The organism is Agrobacterium sp. 20P9.1.2, assembly GCF_057799395.1.
Map to the genome: position 1 here is coordinate 103,688 of NZ_JBYOKI010000006.1, position 16,171 is coordinate 119,858.

The 16,171-nt window shown below is 57.9% G+C and carries 19 protein-coding genes; 14 read left to right on the forward strand and 5 right to left on the reverse strand.

Going from position 1 to position 16,171, the window contains the following annotated elements; translation table 11 throughout:
- Positions 1-14: 14 nt before the first annotated feature.
- Positions 15-455, reverse strand: coding sequence for a metallopeptidase family protein (locus AC27VJ_RS17325; protein ID WP_113086101.1), 441 nt, complete (start codon positions 453-455; stop codon positions 15-17).
- A 328-nt stretch (positions 456-783) separates the two neighbouring features.
- On the opposite strand from AC27VJ_RS17325, the gene rplU reads away from it, so the two are divergent.
- The 14 genes from rplU to AC27VJ_RS17395 all read left to right on the forward strand — a co-directional run bounded on the left by rplU (position 784) and on the right by AC27VJ_RS17395 (position 12,861).
- Positions 784-1,098 carry a 50S ribosomal protein L21 gene (gene rplU, locus AC27VJ_RS17330; protein ID WP_045230876.1) on the forward strand — a complete coding sequence of 105 codons (315 nt, stop codon included), beginning with the start codon at positions 784-786 and terminating at the stop codon, positions 1,096-1,098.
- 40 nt (positions 1,099-1,138) lie between these two features.
- Complete coding sequence (gene rpmA, locus AC27VJ_RS17335; RefSeq protein ID WP_062452938.1) at positions 1,139-1,408, forward strand: 50S ribosomal protein L27; 270 nt, start codon at positions 1,139-1,141, stop codon at positions 1,406-1,408.
- Between the two features lie 129 nt (positions 1,409-1,537).
- Positions 1,538-2,170, forward strand: a complete 633-nt coding sequence (locus AC27VJ_RS17340) for a GNAT family N-acetyltransferase (RefSeq protein ID WP_062452939.1) — start codon at positions 1,538-1,540, stop codon at positions 2,168-2,170.
- Entirely contained in the window at positions 2,167-2,757 is a 591-nt protein-coding gene (locus AC27VJ_RS17345) for a GNAT family N-acetyltransferase (protein ID WP_488685077.1), read from the forward strand. The genes AC27VJ_RS17340 and AC27VJ_RS17345 overlap by 4 nt, the downstream gene beginning before the upstream one ends.
- A 179-nt stretch (positions 2,758-2,936) precedes the next feature.
- Positions 2,937-4,004: a GTPase ObgE gene (gene obgE, locus AC27VJ_RS17350; RefSeq protein WP_062452941.1), complete on the forward strand. Its 1,068-nt coding sequence runs from the start codon at positions 2,937-2,939 to the stop codon at positions 4,002-4,004.
- Entirely contained in the window at positions 4,001-5,170 is a 1,170-nt protein-coding gene (gene proB, locus AC27VJ_RS17355; RefSeq protein ID WP_488685078.1) for a glutamate 5-kinase, read from the forward strand. The genes obgE and proB overlap by 4 nt, the downstream gene beginning before the upstream one ends.
- Positions 5,163-6,449: a glutamate-5-semialdehyde dehydrogenase gene (locus AC27VJ_RS17360; protein ID WP_488685079.1), complete on the forward strand. Its 1,287-nt coding sequence runs from the start codon at positions 5,163-5,165 to the stop codon at positions 6,447-6,449. Before proB ends, AC27VJ_RS17360 begins: the two co-directional genes overlap by 8 nt.
- A 42-nt stretch (positions 6,450-6,491) precedes the next feature.
- Positions 6,492-7,076 carry a nicotinate-nucleotide adenylyltransferase gene (locus AC27VJ_RS17365; RefSeq protein ID WP_113086181.1) on the forward strand — a complete coding sequence of 195 codons (585 nt, stop codon included), beginning with the start codon at positions 6,492-6,494 and terminating at the stop codon, positions 7,074-7,076.
- A gap of 49 nt (positions 7,077-7,125) precedes the next feature.
- A complete protein-coding gene (rsfS, locus tag AC27VJ_RS17370; RefSeq protein ID WP_113086096.1) occupies positions 7,126-7,611 on the forward strand; it encodes a ribosome silencing factor in 486 nt (161 codons plus the stop codon).
- Between the two features lie 102 nt (positions 7,612-7,713).
- On the forward strand, positions 7,714-8,196 hold the full coding sequence (gene rlmH / locus AC27VJ_RS17375) for a 23S rRNA (pseudouridine(1915)-N(3))-methyltransferase RlmH (protein WP_062452944.1): 483 nt from the start codon (positions 7,714-7,716) through the stop codon (positions 8,194-8,196).
- A gap of 127 nt (positions 8,197-8,323) precedes the next feature.
- Entirely contained in the window at positions 8,324-9,730 is a 1,407-nt protein-coding gene (locus AC27VJ_RS17380) for a murein hydrolase activator EnvC family protein (RefSeq protein ID WP_488685080.1), read from the forward strand.
- Positions 9,720-11,048 (forward strand): S41 family peptidase, encoded by a 1,329-nt coding sequence (locus tag AC27VJ_RS17385; protein WP_488685081.1) that lies wholly within the window; start codon positions 9,720-9,722, stop codon positions 11,046-11,048. The genes AC27VJ_RS17380 and AC27VJ_RS17385 overlap by 11 nt, the downstream gene beginning before the upstream one ends.
- Before the next feature lie 66 nt (positions 11,049-11,114).
- A complete protein-coding gene (locus AC27VJ_RS17390; RefSeq protein ID WP_488685082.1) occupies positions 11,115-12,317 on the forward strand; it encodes a divergent polysaccharide deacetylase family protein in 1,203 nt (400 codons plus the stop codon).
- A 31-nt stretch (positions 12,318-12,348) separates the two neighbouring features.
- On the forward strand, positions 12,349-12,861 hold the full coding sequence (locus AC27VJ_RS17395) for an RNA pyrophosphohydrolase (protein WP_488685083.1): 513 nt from the start codon (positions 12,349-12,351) through the stop codon (positions 12,859-12,861).
- 48 nt (positions 12,862-12,909) lie between these two features.
- On the opposite strand, the gene bfr is transcribed toward AC27VJ_RS17395, so the two are convergent.
- The 4 genes from bfr to AC27VJ_RS17415 form a co-directional block, all read right to left on the reverse strand.
- Entirely contained in the window at positions 12,910-13,401 is a 492-nt protein-coding gene (gene bfr, locus AC27VJ_RS17400; RefSeq protein WP_062452949.1) for a bacterioferritin, read from the reverse strand.
- Entirely contained in the window at positions 13,367-13,678 is a 312-nt protein-coding gene (locus tag AC27VJ_RS17405; protein ID WP_113086092.1) for a (2Fe-2S)-binding protein, read from the reverse strand. The genes bfr and AC27VJ_RS17405 overlap by 35 nt, the downstream gene beginning before the upstream one ends.
- A 258-nt stretch (positions 13,679-13,936) precedes the next feature.
- The gene (phbB, locus tag AC27VJ_RS17410) at positions 13,937-14,662 is read right to left on the reverse strand and encodes an acetoacetyl-CoA reductase (RefSeq protein ID WP_488685084.1); all 726 of its coding nucleotides are present in this window, start codon (positions 14,660-14,662) and stop codon (positions 13,937-13,939) included.
- 121 nt (positions 14,663-14,783) lie between these two features.
- Positions 14,784-15,965 carry an acetyl-CoA C-acetyltransferase gene (locus tag AC27VJ_RS17415; protein ID WP_488685085.1) on the reverse strand — a complete coding sequence of 394 codons (1,182 nt, stop codon included), beginning with the start codon at positions 15,963-15,965 and terminating at the stop codon, positions 14,784-14,786.
- Positions 15,966-16,171 lie beyond the last annotated feature (206 nt).

A 16,171-nucleotide genomic window follows, 5' to 3' on the forward strand; every position in this document is an offset into this window, starting at 1 on the left:
GACGCAACGGCGGATCAACGATCCGTCGCTGCCTCGTCGGCGCTCTCTTCGATGCGCTCCATGTCGTCATCCGACAGGCCGAAATGGTGGCCGATTTCGTGAATGAGGACATGGGTGATGATGTCGCCCAGCGTTTCCTCGTTCTCGGCCCAGTAGTCCAGGATCGGACGGCGATACAGGGTGATGCGGTTCACCATCTCGCCGGTTTCCATGGTGAAACGCTCGGATATGCCGCGACCTTCGAACAGGCCGAGCAGATCGAACGGCGTTTCGAGTGCCATATCCTCGAACACTTCATCGGTCGGGAAATCCGCGATCTCGATGACGAGGTCCTTGGTCAGTGCGCGAAACTCTTCCGGCAGATGGCCATATGCCTCGATGGCAAGCGATTCGAACGCTGAAATTGTCGGCGCGTGGCGATCCCGCCAATCGTCGGTTTTGTCTATGCGGGCCATTTCTGCTCCTTGTTGTGAGGCCCATATAAACCCTTGCCGCAAAAATTTCGAGGCCTCTTTGCCACAAGCAGCAAAATCGCCCCAGAATCTTGCGCATCAGGGTTATTTTTCAGGCTCTCATGATCTTGACAGAAACGGCCTCCTCGCATATCCCACACGCAAATTGATGGCGTATTGCGCCTTCTGTTTGCATCGCTTTGTCAAAAGCGGTTTCACCGGCAGGGTTTCAAGAGGTCTCGAGCCTCCCAAATCTCCGCTATTCGACTGATAAAAAGACGGCCAGCACGCATTTGCGCGCAGAGCCGGAACGAACATGAAAGGATAAAAAATGTTCGCAGTCATCAAGACCGGCGGTAAGCAGTACCGCGTAGCGGCCAACGACGTGCTCACAATTGAAAAGTTGGAAGCAGACGCTGGCGCAACTGTAGAATTCACCGAAGTTCTCGTGATCGGCGTTGGCGCTGACGCACAGTTCGGCGCACCTTTCGTTGCAGGCGCAACGGTCAAGGCCGAAGTTGTCGAACACAATCGCGGCAAGAAGGTCATCGCCTTCAAGAAGCGTCGTCGTCAGAACTCCAAGCGTACGCGCGGTCATCGTCAGCATCACACCGTCGTCCGCATCACGGACATCGTTGCTGCCTAATCGGCGCGACACGGGAAACTAGGTTTAAAGGAGCAATCCAATGGCACATAAAAAAGCTGGTGGTTCTTCGCGTAACGGTCGCGATTCCAACTCCAAGCGCCTTGGCGTAAAGAAGTTCGGCGGCGAAGCTGTCATTCCAGGCAACATTATTCTGCGCCAGCGCGGCACGCAGTGGCATCCGGGCGCCAATGTCGGCCTCGGCAAGGACCACACGATTTTCGCGCTGACCGCCGGTAATGTATCCTTCCGCACGAAGGGCAATGGCCGCGTATACGTGTCTGTGGCACCGAAAGCGGAAGCAGCAGAATAAGCCGGTAGCGTCATATGCAGCCGGTGTCCCAATGACCCGGCTGAGACGTAACAGGTTCAGTCACAAAAAAGGGGAGTTGGGGCACCACCCAACTCCCCTTTTTTCTTAACCTCATGGAGGGACTGAACCATGCAAGCTGAATTGTTAAGGGTAGACCAATCACGGTCACCCGAAGAACGGCCGAGACCCGATCGGTCAAGGAGCGATTGCCCCGTCTTATTATCGTCAAGGCTCGTTATGCGCGCCCCCCACGAAGAAGACATTGACGCCCTTGCCCATCTTGCCAACAACGCCAATATTGCGACCATGGTGTCGCGTATGCCGCACCCTTACACGGCCAAAGATGCCGCGGATTTCGTGCGACGTGCAAAAGTGGGCGAGATTGGCAAGTGCGTCTATGCGATTACCCGCATGGAGAACGGCGAGTTTATGGGCTGCTGCGGGCTGGAACCGCAGGAAGACGGCAAGACGCTCGAAATGGGCTACTGGCTGGGCGAACCTTACTGGAACAACGGCTACACCACCGAAGCCGCCCATGCCCTGATCGACATGGCCTTCCGCACGCGTGACATCGAGCAGATCGATGCCCGTTGCCGCGTCACCAACATCGCGTCGCGCCGCGTCATACAAAAGTGCGGTTTTCAGCTTCAGGGTTCCGGCATGGTCGGTTCGCTCGCGCTTGGCGGCATGGTTCCGGTCGAATGGTACAGGCTGGATCGCAAGACATGGGTATCGCTCAGAAGCTGGGGAGATATGCGATGAGGACGGCTCAATCGATGCGGTCTCCAGCCGCCGCGACAGCGGCTTCGCAAAGCCCCTGCCCTACATTGAAGACCAACCGTCTGGTGCTGCGCCCGCAGCGCCTTGTCGATGCGGGCAGCATTGCGGAATCGTTGAGCGATTTTGAGGTCACGCGCATGTTGGCGCGGGTTCCAGCACCCTATTACAAGCAGGATGCGCTGGAATGGCTGATCCTTCGCACGTCCGGCACCCTGCCTGACTGGGATTTTGCCATAACCTGCGGCGGCGACACGCTGATCGGCGTCGTCTCGATCGAACGGCTTCATGACGAGTGGCGTCTTGGCTATTGGCTCGGTCGTGCCCATTGGGGCAAGGGCTACATGACCGAAGCCGTGGCTGCGGTCGTTGAGCATTTCTTCGAGCGCAAGCCCGGCGAAGTGCTCTATTCCGGCGTGTTTGCCGACAATCCTGCCTCGTTGCGCGTGCAGGACAAGCTCGGTTTCCACATCAACGGATGCAAGGAAGTCTATGCTGTTGCCCGGGCAAGCATGGTCACGCATCTGGATACCGCACTGACCGCAGAGGCATTTCGCGCGGCCCGACCGTGAAGAAATCGAAACGAGGCCGGTTTCATCGCAAACCGGCCTTGCGCTATCGGCTCTCACGCCACGATAATCTTTGACCTTGAGAGCCTGCGCCTATATTTGGATCGGCAGATCCTTTTTTAAAAAGCAAGACCGCAAACCTTTGCTGGAATTGCCACTAAGCTGACAGAACGGCCAAGACGATGAAATTTCTCGATGAAGCAAAAGTTTATATTCGCTCCGGCGATGGCGGCGCGGGTGCCGTATCCTTCCGGCGCGAAAAGTTCATCGAGTTCGGTGGCCCTGATGGCGGTGACGGCGGACGTGGCGGTGACGTCTGGGTCGAGGTCGTCAATGGCCTCAACACGCTGATCGACTTCCGCTTCCAGCAGCACTTCAAGGCCACCATCGGCCAGCACGGTATGGGCAAGACCCGCACCGGCGCCAAGGGCGCTGATGTCGTTCTGCGCGTGCCCGTCGGTACGCAAATCTTCGAAGAAGACAACGAAACGCTGATCATCGACCTGACCAAGGAAGGCCAGCGTTTCCGCTTGGCCGCCGGTGGTAACGGTGGTTTCGGCAATGCCTATTTCAAGTCCTCCACCAATCAGGCGCCGACCCATGCCAACCCCGGTCTTGCGGGCGAGGAAAAGACGGTCTGGCTTCGCCTGAAGCTGATTGCCGATGCCGGTCTGGTCGGGCTTCCCAATGCGGGCAAGTCTACTTTCCTGGCCACGGTCACGCGCGCGCGCCCCAAGATCGCCAACTACCCCTTCACCACCCTGCATCCGAACCTCGGCGTTGCCACCATCGATGGACGCGAATTCATTCTGGCCGACATTCCCGGCCTGATCGAGGGCGCGCATGAAGGTGTCGGCATTGGCGACCGCTTCCTCGGCCATGTCGAGCGCACCCGCGTTCTGCTGCACCTTGTTTCGGCGCAGGAAGAGAATGTCGGCAAGGCTTACAAGACGGTCAAGAAAGAACTCGATGCCTATGGCGGTGGACTGACGGAAAAGCCTGAAATCGTGGCGCTTTCGCAGATCGATGTTCTCGACGAAAAAGAGCTGAAGAAGAAGGCAAAGGAACTGGAGAAGGCCTGTGGCCGTCCACCGCTTCTTCTGTCTGCCGCGGCCCATATCGGCATGCTGGAAGCCCTTCGCGAGCTTCGCGACATCATCGTCTCCGACAGCCGTGGCGGCAGCACCGCCATGCCGGACCGCTCCATGCCAGTCGAAGACGAAATCGAGGATGGAGACGACCGCCTATGACATCGGCGCGAAAACCTCTCGGCAAACACCACCGCATCGTCATCAAGATCGGTTCTGCCCTGCTGGTTGACCGCAAGAGCGGCCTTAAGACGGACTGGCTGGATGCGATCTGCGAGGATATCGCGGCGCTGAAAAAGAACGGCGCGGATGTACAGGTCGTCTCATCAGGCGCCATCGCACTGGGTCGCACCGTGCTCGGCCTACCCTCCGGCGCCTTGAAGCTGGAAGAAAGTCAGGCGGCGGCGGCCGTTGGCCAGATCGCGCTGGCACGGGCATGGTCGGAAAGCCTCTCCAAGCACGAGATCGTCGCAGGCCAAATCCTGCTGACGCTGTCAGACACGGAAGAGCGTCGCCGCTATCTCAACGCGCGTGCGACCATCAACCAGTTGCTCAAGATCGGTGCGATCCCGATCATCAACGAAAACGACACGGTTGCGACGACGGAAATCCGCTATGGCGACAATGACCGTCTGGCAGCACGCGTGGCCACTATGACGGGTGCAGACCTTCTGATTTTGCTGTCTGACATCGACGGGCTTTACACCGCACCGCCGCATCTAGACCCCGATGCGCAGTTTCTGGAAACCATTGCCGAGATCACGCCTGAGATCGAAGCGATGGCGGGTGGGGCTGCGTCGGAACTGTCGCGTGGCGGCATGCGCACCAAGATCGATGCGGGCAAGATTTCGACAGCAGCCGGTTGCGGCATGATTATCGCGTCGGGCAAGACGCTCAATCCGCTGAAAGCCATCGAAAACGGCGCACGCTCCTCGTGGTTTGCACCCTCGGGCACGCCCGTCACCGCCCGCAAGACCTGGATTGCCGGGCAGCTTCAGCCTGCTGGCGAACTGCATGTGGATGCGGGCGCGGAAAAGGCGCTTTACGCCGGAAAAAGCCTCCTGCCCGCTGGCGTGACGCTGGTGAAAGGCAATTTCGGACGTGGTGATGCTGTCGCCATCATGGGCGCGCAGGGCCGTGAGATTGCCCGGGGCCTTGCCGGTTACGATGCCGATGAGGCACGGCAAATCAACGGCCACAAGTCGAATGAGATCGAGGCGATCCTCGGTTATGTCGGTCGCGCCGCGATGATCCATCGCGATGATCTGGTGATGACGGGTATCTCCGTCAAAATAAACGATACGAAGAAGGATGAAGTCGATGCCTGAACAGGCCGTGAAGCAGAGCCATGATATTGAAACGCTGATGATGTCCATCGGCGCTCAGGCAAAAGCTGCTTCGCGACCGTTGTCCATCGCCAGTGCGGACCAGAAAAACCGCGCTTTGCTGGCCATGGCCTCTGCCATCGAGGCGTCGAAAGACAGAATTCTCGAAGCCAATGTCAGGGACCTTGCTGCCGCCGAAAGTTCAGGCGTTGCCGCGTCCTTCATCGACCGCCTGAAACTGGACGATGCACGGATATCAAGCATTGCCGAAGGCATTCGCTCCATCGCAGCCCTTGCAGATCCCGTCGGCGAGGTCATCGCTGCCTGGGATCGCCCCAATGGCCTGAAAATTGAGCGTGTTCGCACGCCGCTTGGTGTTATAGGCGTCATCTATGAAAGCCGCCCAAACGTGACGGCGGATGCTGGTGCGCTATGCCTTAAGGCTGGCAACGCCGTGATCCTGCGCGGCGGTTCGGATTCGCAATATTCATCGCGTGCTATTCATGTCTGCCTCGTGGAAGGTTTGAAGATCGCGGGACTTCCAGAGCATGCGATCCAACTCGTGCCCGTCACGGATCGCGCCGCCGTCGGCAGCCTGCTCGGCGGCCTTGGCGGCACGGTGGACGTGATCGTTCCGCGCGGCGGTAAAAGCCTCGTTGCGCGCGTGCAGTCTGAAGCGCGTGTTCCCGTCTTCGCCCATCTGGAAGGCATCTGCCACGTCTATGTCGATCAATCCGCCGATCTGGATATGGCGAAAAACATCGTGCTGAACGCCAAGATGCGTCGCACCGGCATTTGCGGTTCTGCGGAAACGCTGCTGGTCGATGCCGATGCCGTATCGACGCATCTCGAACCACTGGTCCGAATTTTGCTCGATGCCGGATGCGAAGTGCGTGGCTCCGAGATCGTGCAGAAAGCCGTCGAAGGCGTGAAAGCCGCGACGGAAGAAGACTGGCGCACGGAATATCTCGACGCCATTATTTCGGTCAATGTCGTGGACGGCATCTCAGGTGCTATCGAACATATCGGCACATACTCGTCCAATCACACCGAAGCGGTAATTGCGGAAGATTCCACCGTGGTCGAACGTTTCTTCAACGAAATCGATTCCGCCATCCTGCTGCACAATGCCTCGACGCAATTTGCCGATGGCGGCGAGTTCGGCATGGGCGCGGAAATCGGCATCGCCACCGGCAAGATGCACGCGCGTGGCCCTGTCGGCGTCGAACAGCTGACGTCCTTCAAATACCGTGTGCACGGCACCGGCCAGACGCGGACATGATATGTGACTGACGAGCCAGGTCTGGACAAGCACCACCTCACCATGCCGCACACGGAGCGCGGCATGGTCATCGGCCTGTTCGGCGGGTCGTTCAATCCACCCCATGCGGGCCATGCGCTGGTTGCCGAAATCGCCCTGCGACGGCTGGGGCTCGATCAGCTGTGGTGGATGGTGACACCCGGCAATCCCTTAAAAAACAAGGCGGAGCTTGCACCGCTGAAAACCCGCATCGAGGCCTGTGAAAAGCTGATCAGCGATCCGCGTGTCAAGGTCACGGCGTTCGAGCAATCGCTCGGCATCAGTTACACGGCCAATACGCTGGCGAAGATCAAGGCCAGAAATCCGCATGTCCATTTCATCTGGATCATGGGTGCCGATAATCTGCGCACTTTCCATCGCTGGCAGAAATGGCGCAAGATCGCTGAAACCTTCCCGATTGCCGTCATAGACCGGCCCGGCGCGACCTTGGCCTATCTGTCCTCCACCATGGCGCAGGCTTTCAGCCATGCGCGGGTGGATGAAGACGATGCCGGTGTTTTGTGGACCAAGACCGCACCCGCCTGGGTTTTCATCCACGGACCGCGCTCGACGCTCAGCTCCACGGCGTTGCGCAACGGTCATAGATAAAGTATGACGTGCGGATTGCGTCCCCACATCTTGAAAACTTAACGCTTCGATGCCAACTTTACTGTGTGGCGTGAAGAATCGCTGCACAGTATCTGGTTTGTCATTTCGGAAAGGGAAACCACTGACAACAGTACACACCAAGGGAAGAGCTTTCAGCGCTATCCCAAAGAGCATGGAGAGTGGCGTTGATGCTGCCCGTCGTGCCCTCGGAACCGTCCTCGCAAGCGTAGAGGACTCCAAAGCAGAAGATATCGTTTACCTGAACATTGCCGGAAAATCGGCGCTTGCGGACTACATGGTTGTGGTCTCCGGGCGATCCAACAGGCATGTCTCGGCCATTTGCGAGCATCTTATCTCCGATATGAAGGATGAGGGCTTCGGTCACTCCCGGGTTGAAGGCCTAGAGGCCGGTGATTGGGTGGTGATCGACGCAGGCGATGTCATCATCCATGTGTTCCGTCCCGAAGTCCGAGCGTTCTACAACATCGAAAAAATGTGGGCCGCCCCTGACATCGAGGAAGAAACGCTGCATTGATGCGGTTTCAAGGCCGATGCGCCGCATCGGCCGCATAGAAATCCGCAGCCTGTCCTGATAGATACGCAAACGACTGAGTTTGCGATATGGATGGATATGTGAATGCGGATTTCGATTTTTGCGGTGGGACGGCTCAAATCCGGCCCTGAAAAAGATCTTGCGTCGCGCTATCTGGACCGTTTCGCCAAAACGGGACCGGCCATCGGTCTCGAATTTTCCCGTGTCATCGAGGTCGCGGAAAGCCGCGCTTCCAACGCCGAAACGCGCAAGCGTGAGGAAGCCGCGATGCTGGAAAAACATCTGGCCGACGGCGCTGCCCTCATTCTACTCGACGAGCGTGGCAAGGCGCTCGACAGTCCGGCCTTTGCCGATCTGTTCGGTAATATGCGCGACAGCGGCAAACGCGATCTGGTGATTGCCATCGGCGGCGCGGATGGACTTGACCCATCGCTTTACGACAAGGCCTCCGCTACCCTGTGTCTCGGCAAACTCACATGGCCGCATCAACTCGTGCGAATCTTGATTGCGGAACAGCTTTATCGCGCGGTGACGATCCTATCCGGCCATCCCTATCACCGCGTTTAAAGTTTTCCGGCGCCGCATCTCGCCACAAATCCGGCCATCATATTGCCTAGTCCGGTACCGACCCTCTTGGCGCGACGCGCCGAAGCAGCGTATGGTCGCCAATCTTTTCGACGGTTAGACATATTCCATGGCAGATGCACCCCGCAGACACAGGTGGACGACCCTTTCGGGTGCGATCCTCGCTGCCTGCATGGTCGCCTCCTATCCGGCTCTTCGCGCATGGGCTCAGGAAGACGTTGCGCCAGCCACGACAGAGGGTGCTGCCCAACAGCCAAACGATCTCGATGCGCTTGAAAAACGCCGTGACCAGAACCGGGAGGATTTGCAGGAACTGGTCGATAGTATCGGCCTGTCCGAAGACAAATCCCGTCAGCTGCAAGACAGTATCGCAGCACTCAATCAGGATACGGCCCGTATCAAGGATGAGCTGATCGCTTCGGCTGCGCGTCGCAAGGATCTGGAAGCCAAGATCAGCGATGGCGAAGACCGCCTTGCCAAGCTCGGCATTCGCGAAGATGAGGTCAAGGCGTCCCTGCGCGAACGGCGCGGCGTGCTGGCAGAAGTGCTGGCCGCGCTGCAACGCATGGGCCGCAATCCGCCCCCTGCCCTTCTCGTTTCGCCGGAAGATGCACTGGCATCCGTACGCAGCGCCATTCTGCTGGGTGCCGTCGTTCCGGGCATCCGCTCAGAGACCGACAAGCTGGTTTCCGCTCTCAAAGAGTTGACCGACCTGCGCCAGGCCATCGCGGGCGAAAAACAACAGCTGACCGACACGATGACTGCGAGCCTCGAAGAGGAAAAGCGGCTCGATCTTCTGAGGCTCGAAAACGAGAAGCGCAACACTCAGACGGCCAGCGAGCTGGAGGCAGAACGCAAACGTTCTGAAGAACTTGCGAGCAAGGCGACCAGTCTCGAAGGGCTGGTCTCATCGCTTGAAAGCGAGATTTCCTCGGTGCGGGAAGCCAAGGAAAAAGAGCGTCTGGAGCAGGAAAGACTGGCCGCATTATCGCAATCCGAACGGGACAAGGTGCAGGCCCAAACCGACGCCGGAATGCCCGATAAAAACCGCATTGCGCCCGCATATCCGTTTTCGAGTCTGAAGGGTAAACTGGCCATGCCGGTCTCTGGCGATGTGCTGCGAAAGTTCGGTGATGCCGACGGAACGGGGCATTTTTCCAAGGGAATCGTTGTTGCAACCGGCCCCGAGGCACTGGTGACTGCGCCTGCTGATGGGTTCGTCGTTTTCGCCGGGGAATTTCGCAGTTATGGCCGCATGATTATTCTCAATGCCGGTGACGGTTATCATCTGGTGCTGACAGGCATGGACAATGTGAGGACAAGGCAGGGCATGTTTGTGTTCTCTGGTGAACCCATTGCCTCCATGGGCGCAAAAAGAGTGGCAAGTGCCGCTGCATTGGCGCTGGAAACTGACAGGCCGACGCTTTACATTGAATTCAGGAAAGACGGCGTACCGGTTGATTCTCAACCTTGGTGGACCGCAAAAAATACCGGAAGGGCGCGCAATGATTCGTAAGGCTTCACTTCTCCTCATCGGTGGACTTATGGGTGCCACGGCGATGAGCGTTATCTACTCGGCAAGCATGCCGGCACAGGCTGCCGGTCCTTCGACCTACAAGGAGCTGTCGATTTTTGGTGACGTGTTCGAACGCGTGCGCGCTCAATATGTGACGCCCCCTGACGACAAGAAGCTGGTCGAGAACGCCATCAACGGCATGCTGAGCTCGCTCGATCCGCATTCTAGCTTCCTGAACGCGCAGGACGCCAACGACATGCGCACCCAGACCAAGGGTGAATTCGGCGGTCTCGGCATCGAAGTGACGATGGAAAACGAGCTGGTCAAGGTCATCTCGCCGATGGACGACACACCTGCTGCCAAGGCAGGCATCCTCGCCGGTGACTATATCTCGGAGATCGATGGTCAGCCTGTGCGTGGCCTGAAGCTCGAAGAGGCTGTCGAGAAGATGCGCGGTGCGGTCAAGACACCGATCAAGCTGACGATTATCCGTCAGGGCGCCGACAAGCCGCTCGACATCAGCGTAATGCGTGAAATCATCGCCGTGCGCGCCGTCAAGTCGCGTGTCGAAGGTGGCGATGTCGGTTATCTGCGCGTCATTTCCTTCACCGAAAAGACCTATGACGATCTCGAAAAGGCGATCAAGAAGATCAAGGAAGACGTTCCGGCTGACAAGCTAAAGGGCTACGTCCTTGACCTGCGCCTCAATCCGGGCGGTCTTCTCGATCAGGCGATCAACGTCTCCGACGCCTTCCTCGAGCGCGGCGAGGTCGTTTCGACCCGCGGTCGTAATCCGGAAGAGACACGCCGCTTCAACGCAACGGCTGGCGACTTGACCGACGGCAAGCCTGTTATCGTTCTCGTCAACGGCGGTTCGGCTTCGGCGTCTGAAATCGTGGCCGGTGCGCTTCAGGATCTTCGTCGTGCGACGGTTCTCGGAACCCGTTCCTTCGGCAAGGGCTCCGTTCAGACGATCATTCCTCTGGGTGATACCGGTGCGCTTCGCCTGACGACGGCGCTCTATTACACGCCATCGGGCAAGTCCATTCAGGGCACGGGCATCACGCCTGACATCAAGGTGGACCAGCCGCTGCCGGAAGAGCTTCAGGGACGCGTGCGTGCCGAAGGCGAATCCAGCCTGCGTGGCCATATTCAGGGCCAGAGCGAGACGGAAGAAGGTTCGGGCTCTGCAGCCTATGTGCCGCCGGAAGCCAAGGACGATATCCAGCTCAACTACGCGCTGGACCTGTTCCACGGCACCAAGACGGATCCGTCCTTCCCGCCAAACCCTGAAAAGGCTGTCGTCAACAAGCAGTAAGTTGAGGGCGCATCGGCTCAAACCGGTGCTCTTTCTCTCCGCTCGCAGTCAGTCACGGATAGTTCATTGCCTTCAGACCTGCGCAAACCGCTCATGGGTCGACAGAGAAAAAAAAGCGCCGGCTCGTTCCGGCGCTTTTCTGCGCTTGCGGCTCTGGGCGTTGTTGTTATCGGAGGCATTGGCGGCCTTTCGGTCTATACCGCTCTTTCCCCCGGCAATCTGGAGAAGAACTCGACCGCTGCTGATGTCGTTGTGAACGACACTTCATCCACGCCGAACGAGACTGCAAAGGCACAAGCCAGCGCCGGAAATGGTGGCGCATTCTCGCCGCAAAGCGGTCGATCCGGCGCTAATGTGCAAAGAAACACCATGCCGGATGGCAATGTCGTTTCGGTCTTCTCTCCGCGCACGCGCGATGCCGATGGCCCGGTGCTGATGAGTGGCCAGACCTATGGGCAGGACATCCGCATCGCAGCCCAGCCCAATGAGGATTTGCTGGAAGATTCCGCCTTTGGCAGGCTGCCGAAAGTCAGCGCCGATGGTCTGCGCCCGATGGAGCAATATGCCCGGCCATGGTCGGGTGCCAGAGGCACGCGCATCGCCATCATCGTCGGCGGACTGGGGCTGAGCCAGACCGGAACGCAAAAGGCCATCCGCGATCTGCCGCCCGAAGTCACACTCGGCTTTGCCGCCAGCGGCAACAGCCTGCAACGCTGGATGCAGGAAAGCCGCCGCAAGGGCCACGAAATCCTGCTTCAGGTTCCCTTCGAACCCTTCGGTTATCCCGGCACCAATCCGGGACCAGATACGCTGCTGGCGTCTGATCCCGCCAAGCTCAATCTGGAACGGCTGCACCGGTCCATGGCCAAGATCACCAATTACACCGGCATCATGAATTATCTCGGCGGACGCTTCATGGCCGAAGACAAGGCGCTTGAGCCGGTCATGCGTGATATCGGCGCGCGTGGCCTGCTCTTCCTGGACGATGGCTCTTCGGCCCAGTCGAAAAGCGCGCCCATTGCCAAGGCGCTCTCAGCACCGGCAGGCTTTGCCGATCTGCAGTTGGACGATCAGGTGAACGAAAACGCCATCCTGCGCAAGCTGGACGATCTGGAGCGTATCGCACGCCGTAACGGCTCCGCAATCGGCGTCGCCTCCGCCTTCGATGAGAGCATCGGCGCGATTTCTAAATGGTCCGTCGAGGCAGCAGGGCGCGGCATCGAGATTGTCGGCGTTTCCGCGCTTGTTTCCGAGCAGCCCGCGCAGTAATCCATTCACCTGTTCAATGAAGAGGTTCGAGATGACGATCAAGGCAGACGATCTTCCCTATCGCCCTTGCGTGGGAATCATGGTTCTTAATGCACAGGGGCTCGTCTGGGCCGGGCGGCGTATTTCGGCTGAGAACTCGGAATTCGATGGCTCCCCGCAGCTGTGGCAAATGCCTCAAGGCGGCATAGACAAGGGCGAGAACCCACTTCCTGCCGCTCTTCGTGAGCTTTACGAGGAAACCGGCATGAAGACGGTCACGCTTCTGGCGGAAGCGCCGGAGTGGATCAATTACGACCTGCCGCCACAACTGATCGGCATCGGCCTGCGCGGCAAATATCGCGGCCAGACCCAACGCTGGTTTGCCTTCCGCTTCGAAGGTGAAGAGAGCGAAATCCAGATCAACCCACCGCCGGGAAGCCATACGGCGGAATTCGATGACTGGGGCTGGAAACCCATGGAAAGCCTGCCGGACCTGATCGTGCCGTTCAAGCGCGGCGTTTACGAAAAGGTCGTCGCAGAGTTTCGACACCTCTCGGACAAATAAACAAAAAAGGCGGCCCGAGAGCCGCCTTTTTCAATCAGAATGATCGTCTTATTCGGATTCGGCAGCGTCGGCAGAATCTGCGTTGAGCTGGCCGTACTTGGCCTCGCCGATCTTGTTCAGAAGGTCGAGCTGGGTTTCGAGGAAGTCGATGTGACCTTCTTCATCGATAAGCAGCGTTTCGAACAGCTTCATCGAAACATAGTCACCCGCATCATGACAGATGTCGCGCGACTTCTTGTAGGCCGTGCGGGCGTCATATTCGCCGGCGAGATCCGCTTCCAGCACTTCCTTGACGTTCTGGCCGATACGCAGCGGCGCAACGGTCTGAAGGTTCGGGTGACCTTCGAGGAAGATGATACGGTCGATGATCTTGTCTGCGTGCTGCATCTCTTCGATGGATTCGGCACGCTCTTTCTTGGCGAGCTTTGTGTAGCCCCAGTCGTTCAGCAGTCGGTAATGCAGCCAGTACTGGTTGACTGCACCGAGTTCGAGGAACAATGCCTCGTTAAGCTGCTCGATGACTCTTGTGTCGCCTTTCAATGTCCGCTCTCCTGTTGTCTTCATGCAATTGTCTCAGGCGGGACATAAAATCAAAAACATCGGCTTCCGTCGAGTGCCGACGTGCATGATATTCTTCTGTGGTCTTGATAATCAGTTCGACAACGGTGGGAAAACAGCCGCAGCAACGGCCACGCTTGGACATTGCGTGGTACACTTTTGCAGGCACGATCAACTGCCAACAGTCCTCATCGAGCATCTCGTTGATGACGTCGCGAATATCGTTATCGGTGATGTAATTGCAGCTGCAAACGAGCATGGATCATTGCCTGTGTGACGCAACACGTTGTTTTCACTCTTAAACCAAAACAGGAGACTGAGTGTCAAGTAAAACATCTAATATTGAGAAACAAGATATATTAGACTCATTCTAAACTTTACAAAAACCCTCTTATTTTCATTTATTTAGCTGTTATTTGCGCCCCAAAAATCCCGATCAAATTTATATGAACTGACATTTATCAGGATAAGGCGATCACGAAAAGTTTACTGGAGCGATGCCATCTCTCTGGCGACCTCACGCAAAATACTGTCCGCCATTCGCGGTCAGCGTAGAGCCGGTAATGAAGCCCGCCTCATCGGAAGCAAGAAACAGCACGCAGCGGGCAATTTCTTCCGGCTCTCCCAATCGCCCCACCGGTATCTGCGGCAAAATACGGTCGTTCAGCACATTTTCGGGGATGGCGCGCACCATCTCCGTGCCGATATAGCCAGGGCAAATGGCGTTGACGGTGATGTTGCGCGACGCACCCTCCTGCGCCAGAGCCTTCGTCAGGCCGATGTCTCCAGCCTTTGCTGCGGAGTAATTCACCTGCCCGGCCTGCCCTTTCTGGCCGTTGATGGAGGATATATTGACGATACGTCCAAAGCCACGCTCACGCATTCCGGGCCAAACGGGATGCGTCATATTAAACGCGCCGGTCAGGTTCGTGTCGATCACATCTCGCCACTGCTGCGGCGTGACCTTATGGAACATCGCATCACGGGTTATCCCCGCATTGTTCACCAGAATTTCCACCGGACCGATATCGCTCTCGACATTCGCAATGCCCGCCACGCAGGCATCATAGTCACGAATATCCCAGCAATAGGCCGGAATGCCTGTTTCCCGGCGAAACTGCGCGGCCCGATCTTCCGTGAAGGCGTAATTGACGGCAACCCTGTAGCCCGCAACATGAAATGCTTTGGCTATGGCTGCGCCAATGCCGCTCGTACCGCCTGTTATCAACGCAACCCGGCTCATCAAGGCCTCCTTTGTTCGTGTCGGTCAGCCTTTAGCGCATGTCGCGCAAAAATGCGCAGCGGTTTTGCGATAATGACGCGCGAAACCAAGGATTTCAAAATGGCATAATGATGATGGCGCGTTACAGACCTTCAATGCACATGGCAACGCCCATGCCTCCACCGATGCAAAGGGTAACGAGCCCCTTCTTGGCGCTGCGTCTTCTCATCTCGAACAGCAAGGTGTTGAGAACACGTGCGCCGGACGCACCGATCGGGTGACCGATAGCGATCGCACCGCCGTTGACGTTGACGGTCTCTGGGTTCAGCCCGAGATCACGCACCACCGCGCAAGATTGCGCTGCAAAAGCCTCATTGGCCTCCACAAGATCAAGGTCGGAAACGGACCAGCCCGCTTTGGCCAGCGCCTTGCGCGATGCAGGAATGGGTCCGGTGCCCATGATCTGCGGGTCAACACCGGCGGTTGCCCAGGACGCAATCCGCGCCAGCGGCTGAAGACCGCGCTTGGCAGCCTCGGCTTCCGTCATCAGCAACACGGCGGCAGCGCCATCATTGAGGCCGGAGGCGTTACCCGCCGTGACCGTGCCTTCCTTGTCGAAGGCTGGGCGCAGTTTCGACATGGTATCGAGCGAAGCACCGGCGCGGATATATTCATCCGCATCGACGGTAACATCGCTCTTGCGGCCCTTGATGACGAAGGGCACGATTTCATCGACAAAGCGGCCCGCCGCCTGTGCAGCCTCGGCGCGGTTTTGCGATGTCACAGCAAACTGGTCCTGCTCATCGCGGGAAAGCTGCCATTGGCGGGCGATGTTTTCGGCGGTGATGCCCATGTGATATCCGTAAAAGGCATCCGTCAGGCCATCCTTCAACATGGTATCGACCATCTTGAAGTCACCCATCTTCACGCCGCCGCGCAAATGCGCGCAATGCGGTGCCATGGACATGGATTCCTGACCGCCAGCAATGATGATCGACGCATCGCCGGTCGCAATCTGCTGCATGCCGAGCGCCACGGAACGCACGCCGGAGCCGCAAAGCTGGTTGATTCCAAACGCGGTGGCTTCCTGTGGAATGCCCGCCTTCATCGCCGCCTGACGTGCCGGGTTCTGGCCCTCGCCTGCACTCAGGACCTGTCCGAGAATGACCTCATCGACTTCGCCCGCCGTTACACCGGCGCGCTCCAGCACAGCCTGAATGACGGCGGCACCCAGTTCATGCGCGGGCGTATTGGCAAAGCTGCCGTTAAAAGAGCCCACTGCCGTACGTGCAGCGCTGACGATGACGATTGACGAAGACGGCATTGAAACCTCCCATGTTGCGGCGCGAGACTGGCAAAGCTTGGAAATCAAGTCAAATCATGTTGCGTAATAACCCTATGCAAAAACCGTATTGCATGGCGCCCAAGGGAAGTGGAGCGAGCGGGCTTTGCGCTTTCACGAGAGTAAAAACCGAAAATGCTGCGCAAAAATTTGACTGTTGCATTGCACAAACCGTTTGTCAGAACGGT